The organism is Blastochloris tepida (assembly GCF_003966715.1).
GTDB classification, from domain to species: domain Bacteria; phylum Pseudomonadota; class Alphaproteobacteria; order Rhizobiales; family Xanthobacteraceae; genus Blastochloris; species Blastochloris tepida.
In genome coordinates, this window is the sequence record NZ_AP018907.1 from 1,314,846 (window position 1) to 1,327,258 (window position 12,413).

Annotated in this window: 8 protein-coding genes; 2 read left to right on the top strand and 6 right to left on the bottom strand. The window is 66.1% G+C overall.

All coding sequences use genetic code 11. The features are described from left to right. Window positions 1-49 precede the first annotated feature (49 nt). Window positions 50-397 (bottom strand): IS66 family insertion sequence element accessory protein TnpB, encoded by a 348-nt coding sequence (tnpB, locus tag BLTE_RS06095; RefSeq protein WP_126397729.1) that lies wholly within the window; start codon window positions 395-397, stop codon window positions 50-52. Beyond that, the gene (tnpA, locus tag BLTE_RS06100) at window positions 394-744 is read right to left on the bottom strand and encodes an IS66-like element accessory protein TnpA (RefSeq protein WP_126397727.1); all 351 of its coding nucleotides are present in this window, start codon (window positions 742-744) and stop codon (window positions 394-396) included. The genes tnpB and tnpA overlap by 4 nt, the downstream gene beginning before the upstream one ends. Before the next feature lie 446 nt (window positions 745-1,190). Between tnpA and BLTE_RS06105 the strand changes: the two genes are divergently transcribed. Together BLTE_RS06105 and BLTE_RS06110 are read left to right on the top strand one after the other, a co-directional pair. After that, window positions 1,191-3,050, top strand: coding sequence for a GH39 family glycosyl hydrolase (locus BLTE_RS06105; RefSeq protein ID WP_160140535.1), 1,860 nt, complete (start codon window positions 1,191-1,193; stop codon window positions 3,048-3,050). Then, on the top strand, window positions 3,047-4,975 hold the full coding sequence (locus BLTE_RS06110) for a GH39 family glycosyl hydrolase (protein WP_126398501.1): 1,929 nt from the start codon (window positions 3,047-3,049) through the stop codon (window positions 4,973-4,975). Before BLTE_RS06105 ends, BLTE_RS06110 begins: the two co-directional genes overlap by 4 nt. Before the next feature lie 37 nt (window positions 4,976-5,012). Here BLTE_RS06110 and BLTE_RS06115 read toward each other — a convergent pair whose 3' ends face one another. From BLTE_RS06115 to BLTE_RS06130, 4 genes are all read right to left on the bottom strand, one after another. Then, window positions 5,013-6,920: a GNAT family N-acetyltransferase gene (locus BLTE_RS06115; RefSeq protein WP_126398503.1), complete on the bottom strand. Its 1,908-nt coding sequence runs from the start codon at window positions 6,918-6,920 to the stop codon at window positions 5,013-5,015. Window positions 6,921-6,924: 4 nt separating this feature from the next. Next, a complete protein-coding gene (locus tag BLTE_RS06120) occupies window positions 6,925-8,199 on the bottom strand; it encodes an HlyD family type I secretion periplasmic adaptor subunit (RefSeq protein WP_244600138.1) in 1,275 nt (424 codons plus the stop codon). 88 nt (window positions 8,200-8,287) lie between these two features. Then, a complete protein-coding gene (locus BLTE_RS06125) occupies window positions 8,288-10,279 on the bottom strand; it encodes a type I secretion system permease/ATPase (RefSeq protein WP_126398507.1) in 1,992 nt (663 codons plus the stop codon). 86 nt (window positions 10,280-10,365) lie between these two features. After that, on the bottom strand, window positions 10,366-12,288 hold the full coding sequence (locus BLTE_RS06130) for a hypothetical protein (RefSeq protein ID WP_126398509.1): 1,923 nt from the start codon (window positions 12,286-12,288) through the stop codon (window positions 10,366-10,368). Window positions 12,289-12,413 lie beyond the last annotated feature (125 nt).

The following is a 12,413-nucleotide window of genomic DNA, read 5'->3' on the forward strand; positions in this document are numbered from 1 at the left end:
CTTCGCCGCGGTGTGACGTGCAAAGTGGAGCGTCGCCGCAATTATTTGATCAGCCCGCGCTCTGCGGCCGCCATGTGTGCTGGGGATTGCGCCAGTCGATCGCCTCGAGCAGATAACTCATTTGCGCCGCCGTCAGCGCCACCGCGCCGTCGACCGTGGCCGGCCACACGAAGCGCCCGCGGTCGAGCCGCTTGGCGTAGAGCGACAAGCCGATGCCGTCGTGCCACAACGCCTTGATCAAGGTCCCGGCGCGGCCCCGGAACACGAAGACGTCGCCGCCGAACGGGTCGCGGCCGAGCCCTTCCTGCACCAGCAGCGCCAGGCCCTGCATGCCCTTGCGCATGTCCGTATGTCCGGTCGCGATCCAGATCCGCACGCCCGCCGGAACCGGGATCATCGCAGCGCCTTGAGGGTTGCCGTCACCAACGCCGCCGGCGCAGACGCGCCGATCTCAACCCGCACGCCGCCGGCCAATTCCACGACGATCGCGGCGCCGTCTTCCCTCGTGGCCGCGGCCGTCCCACCGGCCTCCACGACGATCGCGCGGGCGAACCCAACCCCGCTCGTCCCGTCGCCAACCTCGTGCCGCCATTTGTAGATCAGGCTGGTCGATACCCCGTAGCGCCGTGCCACGTCCGCCACGATCGCCTCCGGCGCAAACGCCGCCGCCACGATCTCCCGCCGTTCCTCGCCGCTCCACCGCCGGCGCCGCTCCGGCCCCGTCAGCACCGTCATCTGGCTCATGCTGCGCTCTTACGCGCGCTCGTAAGAGCGCTCCTATGCGCGCAGCATCCGCGAAGCGCGAGGTCCCACACAAGGCGGCCCACGCCGGAGGGATACGGTGTTCTTCGCCTTTTCACGTCAGGAACAGACGTGACGCTGCGTGTCATCTTGCGGACATGCACCATAAGATAGAATTCCCGCAACGGCAGCAATGCGGTCTTGGTGTCAATCACCTTGCCGCCGAAGAATGGCTTGACGAGAAGCTGCAGATCTATTCTGCAGTACGGATTTTATTGTCGAAATTAATGCATCAAGACAATTATTATAGCATGTTATTTGAGAAATTTCATCTGTATGTTCAATGTATGTCACATGCGCCATTTATTTTGTAAATATATATTCCGCATGTCCAAATGCTGTTGACTGAATGAAATGTACGTAACGCAATGTTCGATCGGAGGCCTGCGATGAATACGCGTGCATCGATTGTGTTCTGTCTATCTCTCTTGCCTGTTCCGGCGGTGGCCCAATCGCCGATTCCTTCCCACTATTTTGGTATGCATCACAACTATGCCCTGGAGTGGCCGACTTTCCATGTCGGTTCGCGGCGTAGTGTCGTTGGCCCAAATTGGGGAGGTATCAATCCGGCGGAGGGCACGTACAATTGGCAGAAGCTCGACAACTTGTTGTCCGCTCTTGAAACCCGCAATGCCGATCTATTGTTCAATCTCGGCATCTATATGCCGAATTGGGCGTCGAGCCAGCCGGGATTGTATTGTCCGGACGGGAATTATGGAACCTGTTACCCGCCGAAGGACATGCAGACCTGGGAGACTTGGGTCAGCGCGATTGTTGCACACGTCCGTGAGGGGCTCGCGCCGGGAGCGCCGGGGCGGATCAAATATTGGGAGCTTTGGAACGAGCCCAATGACCTGGGTTGGTGGAAGGGCGACATGGCGACCATGGTCGATCTCGCCCGCCGCGCCTACCGCATCATCAAGGCGGCGGACCCCAGCGCCAAGATCGTCACGCCCGGGGTCTATTCGGCGCCTTGGGGAGGCTCCTATGACGGTGCCAAGTGGACGATCGACTTTCTGTCTGCTTGCAGCACTGGCGATCCCTGCGCCGATATTGTCGCCTTTCATGCCTATCCAAGCTATGATTTTTCATTTGGCGATGCTGGGGCACTGATTGCGCAGGGTGTGATCGACCCGCAGGCTTTTCCGCTAATGGCGGAGCAGAGCATAATCGATCCCCAGAAGTACAAGAATATTGCCGCCACTTTCGGGCTCGAAGCGGTGTGGAACACCGAAGGCGGACTCGGTGTTTGGACCAACATACCAAACGCGACAATTTACGATGTGGCTAATCCCCAGACCGTCAAGAACTGGGATCTCATGGCCCAGTACGCGGTCAAAGCGACGATGCTGATGCAGGCTGGGGGAGTCGGGCGGTCCTATTGGTACGCCTATGACAATCGGCTCACCGGTTTGTTGTGGCAGTGGTCGGACGATCTGCAAGGAACCGCCCTCAACCCGGCTGGTGTCGCTTATGGTCTGATGGCCGCACATTTCAATGGTGCCACGCCGGTTTCGCCGGTGGCGCGGCAGGAAACGGCCAATGCCATCCGCAATCCCACGGCTTCGGGCGCCGTCGTCGGGCAGCCCGGCACGATGCCCACGCACTGGTCCGTCTACAAGACCGATCCCGGTGTCAACACGGCCGTGGTCGAGGTCGGGACGGGATACGTCGATATCCGGGTGTGGGGGACGCCCAGCTACAATGGCCTGACCTATGTTCTGTTCGAGGAAGCGGGCGTCATTGCCTCCAGCCTCGGCAAGCAGTGGTTCGGCAGCTTCAACCAGCGTCTGGTCGGCGGGTCGCTCGACAATGTCCAGGTCCATGTCGGCGTCTATGAGTTTTCTCCCGGCGGACCGCTGACCTATTCCGGTGCCCAGACCGTTCCGCCGACGACGCTCGACCACACTCTGCAGCGCAACCTCTTCATGACGCCCACGCGATACCCGGCGACGGCCTCTCTCGTGCCGGTCGTGGCGTTTCAGCAGGTCGCGGGTCAGGCCTTCGACATCACGTTGCGGCTGAGTTCGCCGCATTTCGACGATGGCACCCGGTGGATCGGCACCTACAGCAAGCCGGACAACTCGTCGCTCATCCTGGCCTGGGACAGCAGCGGTGCAACCTCGACGCTGACGGTCGATCCTGCCTACACCCAGTATCAGGATCTGGCCGGAGCGTTCCATCCGGTGTCCGGCAACAGCGTTCCGCTCACCCTGTCGCCGGTATTCATCATTGCGGGGGCGCCATGACGTTGCGCTGGATGACGCTTCGCTGGACGACGCTTCGCTGGACCGTTCCGCTTCTCTTCGCCTGGGCGTGCGTGCCGGCGGCGGCGCAAGCGCCGACCCCGCCTGCGCCGACCCCACCTGCGCCGAGCCCGCAGTCGTCGATCTCCCTGGCGCCGATCCCGCGTGCGTTCTTCGGCATGCACAACCAGGGCCATTCGAAGGAGTGGCCGGACCTGCCGGTCGGCTCCCATCGCGGCAATCCGGGGCCGAACTGGATCGCGCTCAATCCAAGCAAGGGGGTGTTCGACTGGCGGGGGCTGGAGGAGCGGCTGGCCCGCCTCCAGGCGCATGACGCCGATCTGCTGCTCAATCTCGGCCTCTATATGCCGCGCTGGGCCTCCAGCCGGCCGGACGTGTTCTGCCCGGACGGGAATTACGGCACCTGCTACCCGCCGCGCGACATGGCCGACTGGGAGGCCTGGGTCTCCGCCGTCGTGCGGCAGGCGGCCGGCCGGGTGAAATACTGGGAGATCTGGAACGAGCCGAACGATAACGGCTTCTGGCGCGGCGACATGGCGACCATGGTCGATCTCGCCCGCCGCGCCTACCGCATCATCAAGGCGGCGGACCCCAGCGCCAAGATTCTCACCCCCGGCGTCTATTCCGGGCCGTGGGGCAACGAGAACGATGGCGTGGAGTGGACGATCGACTTCCTCTCCCGCTGCAGCACCGGCGATCCCTGCGCCGACATCGTCGCCTACCACGCCTATCCGTTCCATTGGTTCTCGCTCGGCGACTACAAGACCCTGATGGCGGGCGGGGTGGTCGATCCGCAGCGCTACGAGCTGCTCGGCGAGCAGACGATCATCGACATCCAGAAATACTGGAACATCGCCGCCACCTTCGGCCTCGAAGGGGTGTGGAACACCGAGGGCGGGCTTGCGGTGTGGTCGGTGAAGGGCACCTCCCGCGAGGATGTTCTGGACCAGTCCACGCCCAAGAACTGGGAGCTGACGGGGCAGTTTGCGGTGAAGGCCACCATGCTGATGCAGGCCGGCGGGGTCGGGCGGTCCTACTGGTACTCCTACGACAACCGGGGGCACGGCATGCTGTGGCAATGGTCGGATGACGGGCAGGGAACCGGCCTCAATCCGGCCGGCCTCACCTACAGGCTGATGGCGACGCAGTTCATCGGCGCGACGCCGGTCTCACCGGTGGCGCGGCAGGAGACCGCCAACCGCATCCGCAATCCCGAAGCCCTGGGCGCCGTCTCCGGCACGCCGGGCGTGCCGCCCGACGGCTGGTCGCTGATCGCGCCCGATGCCGGCAGGGGCGTCAACACCAGCATCGCCGCTGGGCCGGGCTATATCGACATAAGGGTGTGGGGCACGCCGGCCGCCGGCGCCAACGGCATGACGCGGCTGGAGTTCGAAGCGGCCGGCGCCATCCGCTCCGGCCTGGACAGGCAGTGGTTCGGCAGCTTCCACCAGAGCCTGATCGCCGGCTCCTACCAACACGTGACGGTGCATGCCGGCGTGGTCGAATATGCCGAGGACGGCCGCACGCTCGGCCATGGCGGCGCGCAGACCGTGCCGGCCACGGCGCTGGATCATCGCCGGCAGCGCAACCTGCTGATGACGCGGACGCGGTTCGCCGGCTGCGCCTCGGTGACGCCGGGCCTCGCCTTCCTCTACGAGCCGGGAAAGCCGTTCGACATCACGCTGCGCCTTAGCGCGCCGCGCCTCGACGACGGCACGCAGTGGACGGGCACCTACACCAAGGCGGACGGCACCGCGCTGATGCTGGCCTGGGATTCGAGCTCCGCCGGCTCGACGCTCGCGGTCGATCCCCGGTTCACCCGCTACCAGGATCTCGCCGGCACGTTCCACCCGATCGCCGGCAACCGCGTGGCCCTGACGGTGGCGCCGGTCCTGATCGTCGAGTGAAACGCGCGCCGGTCGTTCGGTCAGTTCAGTTGCCCGGTCAGTTCAGCCGTGGTGCGCCGGTCTCGGACGGCGGCACGGCCCAGGGCGGGGAGGGCTCCCGCACCGCGCCGACCTGCGGCCGCGGCTTGAAGCGCTTGCCGCGGCCGGGATCGACGATCGCCAGCAGCGTGCGCGCCTCGGCATGGGTGGGGTCGAGCTCGAGCACCCGCCGGTAGCACTGCCCGGCCTGCCGCGTCTCGCCCAGCGTCTGCAGCGCGAGGCCGAGACCGTGATGGGCCGCGGCCGATGCTGGATCGAAGGCGATGGCCCGGCGATAGAGCGCGGCGGCGGGCCCGGTGGCGCCGGCCAGACGCCGGCGCTCGGCGAGGGCGAGATTGGCGCGCGCGAACTGGGCCCGGCTGATCGGCGTCAGGCGCTCCAGCGACTCCAGGATGTTGCCGAGGCTGACCTCGGCTTCCAGGAAATCCGGCTTCAGGCGCAGCGCGGTCTCGAACGCGACGATGGCGTCCTCGCGCTGGCCGAGGCGCACCAGCACATTTCCCAGGCCGTTGTGGGCCTCGACCAGATCGGGCCGGTGCTGGATCGCCTCGCGATAGGCGTCGGCCGCCGCCTGGAACTTCTCGCGCGCCTGCAGGGCCGCGGCCAGACGAAGCCAGCCCTTGGCCGAGCTCTTGTCGACCGACACCAGGACGCTGAACAGCTGCTCGGCGGTGCCATGGTCGCCGCGCGCGGCCAGCATCTGCCCCAGCCCATAGAGCGCGCCGACATGGCGCGGATTGGCATCGAGGATGGCGCGGTATCCGCTCTCGGCCTCGACCAGACGGCCCTGCTGATGATGGCCGGTTGCCGTCTTGAACATCGCGGAGAACTCGGCGGCGCGGGTCCGCTCGTCCAGGCTCTGCCGGCTCAGCGCGATGTGGACGACGTGGTGGTCCACGGCGCCGAACGAATATTTGTAGGGCTCGTTGCCGCGCAGGAAATCATAGATCCGGAAGCCTTCGGCGATGAGGCGGCGGATGCTGAAGGCGTGCAGCATCAGGCCGGGCGGCGGATTGTCGAACGACTCGTCGCGCGCGGCCATGTAGAACAGCACCGCGCGCTTGACCGGATCGAGGAAGCTCGCCAGCCCGCCGAGCGGCCGCTCGCCCTGCCACAGCATGGGCAGGAACAGCGTCCCCTCATTGAAGCAGCGCCTCAGCATGTTGCGGTTCATGGCGACGATGTCGTCGGTCTTGGCGCCCTTGCGGGGGCGCCAGCGCGTGTCCCAGAATTTCAGGAACACGTCGAGGTCGCGGTCGATGGTCGCTTCGTCCGGCAAGGTGAAGCGGAAGCCCGAGTCGGGACTCTCGACGACGCGCAGGAAGCGCCGCAGCTTCTGGCGCGTGTTGGCGCTGAGCCTGGTGGCGAGGAACGCGTCCCAGGTGTCGGGAAGTTCGGTCAGCGGGCAGAGATTGTGGTTGGTGCCGTCGACGCGGTCGATATGCTCTATGTGCTTGGAGGCGTAGACGTCGCTCTCGAAGCACGCGGTGAACAGCTCCAGCCGGCGCGGCGCGTTGCGGATGTTCTCCAATTGGAATGTGGCCCAGTCGAGCGCCTTCAGGTGATGGGCGAACGCCGGGATGGCAAGCTCCTCATATTCGGGCCGGCACAGGAAGCCGGTGTAGTCCGACAGCCGGCTGCCGGCCATGGTGAACTGGCGCCGCACCGTGCCGTCCTTGTCCTTCTTGTTGGTGAAGCGCAGCGGCAGATAGGCGACGTGGCGCGGATGATCCGCGCTCGGCCGGGCGGCGAGGACGAACCACGGGCTGCGGGCGGCATCGAGCCAGTTGATCAGCCAGCCGTGGGAGAGGAAGAAATGCGCCTCCGGATCGGCCGCATAGACCTCGTTCCACGATTCCCGCAGCTCCACCAGGGCCGATCCGCTGTCGATGACGTCGATATGCATGGCGTCAGGACTCCCGGAACGCACGCTGCAGGCTGTCGTGGATCGGCCGCATCAGATATTCGAAGAACGTCCGCTCGGCCGTCTTGATGAACACTTCCGCCGGCATGCCGGGCGTCGGGCTGAACCCCTCGATCGCCGCCGCCTCGACGGCGTCGAGCCGGACGCGCACGACATAGACGTCGGCGGTCGAAAGCGGCGTGTGGCCGCGCGTCTCGTCCTGGACCGCGTCGGCGGAGACGTAGACCACCTCGCCGGCCACCATCGGCGTGGTGCGCCGGTTGAGCGAGGTCAGGCGCACCGAGGCCGGCTGGCCGAGCTTGACGTGGTCGATGTCCTGCGGCCGCACCCGCACCTCGATGACCAGCTCTTCGTCGAGCGGCACGATCTCCAGGATGTTCTTGCCGGGCTCGATGACGCCGCCGACGGTGTGGTAGCGCTTCTTCACCACGACGCCGCGCACCGGCGCGGTGACGGCGATGCGCTCCAGCACGCGGTGGGCGGCGCGCAGGCGCTCGCGCACGTCATAGAGCTCGGCATTCGACTGGTGCATCTGGTCGACGGCCGTCTTGATGAAGTTGCTGCGGATGCCCTGGATCTGCTCCTGCGAGCGCGAGATGCGCTCGCGGGCGTCGCCGATCTCGCCGGTCAGCCGCCCGATCTCGCCTTCGAGATTGGCCTTGGCGCGGGCGATGGCCAGATATTCCGGCTTGCGGATGAACCCCGATTCCAGCAGCTTCTGCTTGCCGGCGAGTTCCTCCTCGATGAGCAGGAGCTGCGCCTTCACATATTTGCGCTGCGTGTTGGTGCCGTCGATGCGCTCCTGCAGCGCATTGATGCCGTCCTTGAGCGCGGCGATCTCGCTGTCCATGCTCTTGCGGTGCGCCTCGAACAGCAGCCGCTGCGTTCCGCGGATCTTCAGGATGTCGGGGTCGTCGGTGACCCGGGTCAGCTCCTCGGGCTCGACATAGGTCTCGCGCTCCTCGCTCGCGGCCTGCAGGCGGGCGATCGTCGCGACCAGATGCGCCTGCCGCAATTCGAGGCGGCGCAGCTCCGCCTTCGGCGTGGTGTCGTCGAGCAGGACGAGAGTCTGGCCCGGTTTGACCATATCGCCTTCATTGACATAGATCTTGCTGATCACGCCGCCTTCGAGGTGCTGCACGATCCGGTTCTGTCCGGTGGCGACGAAGGCGCCGTTCGACACCACGGCGCCGGCGATCGGCGCGGTTCCGCCCCACAGGCCGAAACCGAGAACGCCGAGAAGTAATCCGCTGAAACCCAATATTGTGTGGGTCCGGGTGTGTCGGGGGATTTCAGAGTACCATTCGCGCGCCTGATGCGCGGACTCAACGACTGACACATCCCCCTCCTCAGGTTTCCGCCATTGCGAAGGAATCGATCGCAGGCCTCGCCGCAGCGGCGGTGTTCGACTTGTTGCTGCCCGCCAGCAGAGCGAGCATCTCGTCGCGCTTGCCCGTCGCCTGCACGGCGCCGTCCTTCAGGATGAGGATCCGGTCGACGCTGCGCAGCAGCGCCGGGCGTTGGGTGATGGCGACGACGGTGATCTGGAAGTCCTTGGCGCGCGTGAGGGCGTTGGCCAGCGCGCGTTCGCCCGCGACGTCGAGGTTGGAGTTCGGCTCGTCGAGCACGACGAGGCGCGGACGGCCATAGAAGGCGCGGGCAAGGCCGATGCGCTGCTTCTGGCCCCCGGACAGCGGGCTGCCGTCGACGCCGATCATCGTCTCGTAGCCGTGGGCGAAGTGCGAGATCATCTCGTGGACGTCGGCAAGCTCGGCCGCCTCGAAGATCGCCTCGTCGGTCGCGTCGGTGCGCATGCGGGCGATGTTGGCCTTGATCGTCGCCGGGAACAGCTCGACGTCCTGCGGCAGATAGCCGACGCTCTCGCCGAACTGCCGCGGATCCCAGTTGCGCAGATCCATCGAGTCGAGGCGCACGCTGCCCGCGGTCGGGATGACCGAGCCGACCAGCATCTTGGCGAGGGTCGACTTGCCGGCGCCGGAATTGCCGACGATGGCCAGCGACTCGCCCGGTTCGAGACGGAACGACACGCCGTTGAGGATCACCCGCTTGTTCGGCGGCGGCACGTAGAGAATGCGCTCGACGGTGAGGCGGCCGGCCGGATGGGGCAGGCGGAGGCGTTCGAAATTCAGCGGCGAGTTCTGCAGCAGCGAGCGGATGCGGCCATAGGCGGAGCGCGCCTGCACGAAACCGCGCCAGCCCTCGATGGTGCCCTCGATCGGCGCCAGCGCGCGGCTCGCGACGATGGAGGCCGCGATCATCATGCCGCCGGTGAGCTCGGCATTCAGGCACAGCCAGGCGCCCCAGCCGAGAATGGCGATCTGCGTGCACAGGCGGATGAACTTCGACAGGCCGGCCATGTAGATGTTGTAGTCCTGCGCCGTCACCTGCGACTTGAGGGACTCCGCCGTCTCCCGGCCCCAGATCGCCACGCCCTCGGGGATCATGCCCATGGCGTTGATGACCTGGGAGTTGCGGGCCATCGCCTCGGCCTGGAGATTGGCGCGGGTCGAGAAGGCATTGGCGCGCGAGAACGGCACGGCGGTGAGCCGCTGGTTGATGACCGCGATCGTCAGCAGCGCGGCGCCGGTGAGCGTGACGATGAAGCCGAGATCGGGGTGCACCAGGAACACCGCGACGAGATAGATCGGCGCGATCGGCGCATCGAGCATCGAGATCAGCACCGGTCCGGTGATGAAGTGGCGCAGTTGCTGCATGTCCGCGAGCGTCTGGTACTCGCGGTTCGAGCCGCTCTGCGAGGCCTTGGCGGCGGCGCTGAGGACCGGCGCGCCGAGCTTGCTTTCCGCCTCGACGGCGATGCGCATCAGAATGAAGCGCCGCATCATGTCGAGAAAGACGTGGAGGAGCAGGGCAGCCACCACCACCACCGTCAGCATCACCAGGGTGTCTGTGCTGCGGCTCGACAGAACGCGATCCGAGATCTGGAACAGATAGATCGGCACCGCCAGCACGATCAGATTGGTGAAGAAGGAGAACACCGCCACCGTGATGAGGTTGCGACGGCAGGTGGCGAGGCCGGAGGTCAGGACGGTGCGGAAATCCTGGTCGCGCCAGCGCGACTGGAGGACAGGCGATTTCGGCTGCTGCGCGCCGGCGGCCTCGGTGCCTTCCACCTCGCCACGCTGCTCGGCGTCGGCGGTCAGGGCACCGGGTGCGCTTCCGGAGAGGCCGGGGCGTTCGGCTTCTGCTGTCGCCTGCAAGGTGAGGGCGCCGGCCGGGGTGTCTGCGCTTTCCGCTGCGGCCGATCCGGAATTTGGCAGGCCGGAATTTGGCAGGCCTTGGGCGTCGGGGCGGTCTTTCATCGGTCAGCCTCTGCTGCGGATTTCGGCTTTTTGTGCCGGCCGGGGATGTCCGCCGGCCGTGGCGAGGCGTCTCGGCGCCCGCACCGTCAGGTCATGACGGTGCCAAGAATGTGGTCGGTCATGGTGACCGGCGGACCGACATAGGTGGGGTCAGTGTGTCCGCAGTCGTCGCTGCCGCCGGTGAAGGCGATGACTTCCGGCACCAGAGTCTCGGTGTCATGGTGAACCACCGAGTCTTCGTCGCTTTCGACGAGGTTCGCCTGGATCAGGATCGAGCCCTCATACACGTCGCCGCCGATATACTCGCTGGTCAGCGCATCGACATCGACGATGATCGCCTGGTTCTGCAGCTCGTTGGCGCCGGTCGAGACCACCTGGGTCGCCGAGCCGTCGGTGCCGGCCTGCAGCGCGGCGGCGTCGACGTCGGTCACCGTGTTGATCTGCCAGAGCAGATTGATGTCGAAAAAATTGCCGGTGACATAGAGTACGTCGATGTAGCCGTCGCCGCCGTCCGAGAACCCCCAGCTCGATGCCCCATCGGGCGCATCGCCATCGGCGAGGGAGGCGGAAAACTTCGCCATGTCGTCGTCGAGCGGCTGGACGTTGGTGGTGCCGTAATTCTCGATCCGGGCGTCGTTCAGTAGGCTGTTGCCGCCGGTGCTGATGCCGGCACCCGCACCGCTCCCGGCGCCGCAGCCGCCGGCCGAGACCGCGTCATTGTCGTTCAGCAGGTTGAGCTGAATGATCGCGTTGATGTCGTAATACTGACCGCCGATGACGATCACGTCGTAGTAGCTGAAGAGATCGAAATCGCTCAGATCGGCGAGATTGACGAGCTCGTTCTGGCCGGTCCGCACCAGGGAGAAGTGGCCTTCGGTCGTCAGGCTCGCCCCGTCGCTGTCCAAGAGGGTGTTGCTCTGGTACAGCGTGCGGATGTCGAAGAAGTCGCCCTCGACGACGTCGATCCGGTAGGGCGTGCCGGACTTGGCCGACGGCATCGCTTCAAGCTCGGTGAACCCGACCTGGGCGAGGTTGTCGGCCTGATTGCCGCCGCCGGCGATGGTTCCAGCGGTGCCGTAGCCGGCGCCGCCATAGGCGTTGATGACGTCGCTGTCGGAATAGGCGTTGATCTGGATGATGGCGTTGAGGCTGAACTTGTCGCCCAGCACCACCAGCGTGCCGCAGGCGCCGTTGGCGTCGGCGATGAGCGCGGAATTGTAGGCGCCGTTGGCCCCGAGCTCGGCGGCCTGGGTGGTGATGCCGAGATCGCCGGTCGGGCCGTTGGTCGGCTGCGGCATTTCGGGGACGGTCGCGCCGATATCGGTCGGCAGGGTCTGGTCCTCGGCGAGGCGCTCGCCATTGTGGTAGCTGCCGGGCTCGACCTGGGAGGAAGGAAATGCGTAGGCGCCGCTGCCAAGGCTGGTGGCATAGGCGATCGCCTCCTGCGAACCGCCGCCGGCCACCGTCTCGAGGTGTGCCGGGATCGCGTCCTGGGCCGTGGCGTAGAGCTCATCGACCGACCATGTCGTCTTGGCGACCGGCAATGCGACGGCCCACAACGGATCGTCGGAGAAGATGTCGCTGTCGTTGAGCTGATTGATCTGCCGCGCCTCGAACAGCGTCTGGTGGTATTCGGGGCCGATGCTCTGCGGGTACCAGCCTGCGAGCGATCCGGGCGCCGGTGCGGCCAGGACGCGCGGCGGAACCTTGAAATGGATGTCGTCCAGCGGCTCGACCGGCACCGACGCGAGGCCCGGTTGCATGAAATGCGGGACGAACGGCGTCAGGGCCGGCGCGGCGGCGAACGTCGCGTAGCTCACCGGGGTGGGCGCGCTCTCGCCCGGATCCTCGACGCGAACCGGAGCGTCCTTCACGCGGCCGAAGACATCCTCCCGAACACGCCCGGCTTCGGCGTCCTCATACTGGATGCGGCTTCGCGACAGATCCTCGTCCAGGCGCAATTGCCCGACGAAGTGCCAGATCAATTCGGTCACATCGTGGATGTTCATGGACGGTCCCTCTCGAACGGATCGCTCCCCGAGCCCGGCACACACGCGGTCGGTTGGAAGTCGGAAATTGTCGAGCGAGATGAATCGGGGGCCGTGCGTGCACGGCCCCCGACCGGACGTCTATG

Coding starts and splice junctions, on each gene's coding strand:
- tnpB (WP_126397729.1), bottom strand. CDS start 397: ATGATCCCGGTTCCGGCGGGCGTGCGGATCTGGATCGCGACCGGACAT.
- tnpA (WP_126397727.1), bottom strand. CDS start 744: ATGAGCCAGATGACGGTGCTGACGGGGCCGGAGCGGCGCCGGCGGTGG.
- BLTE_RS06105 (WP_160140535.1), top strand. CDS start 1,191: ATGAATACGCGTGCATCGATTGTGTTCTGTCTATCTCTCTTGCCTGTT.
- BLTE_RS06110 (WP_126398501.1), top strand. CDS start 3,047: ATGACGTTGCGCTGGATGACGCTTCGCTGGACGACGCTTCGCTGGACC.
- BLTE_RS06115 (WP_126398503.1), bottom strand. CDS start 6,920: ATGCATATCGACGTCATCGACAGCGGATCGGCCCTGGTGGAGCTGCGG.
- BLTE_RS06125 (WP_126398507.1), bottom strand. CDS start 10,279: ATGAAAGACCGCCCCGACGCCCAAGGCCTGCCAAATTCCGGCCTGCCA.
- BLTE_RS06130 (WP_126398509.1), bottom strand. CDS start 12,288: ATGAACATCCACGATGTGACCGAATTGATCTGGCACTTCGTCGGGCAA.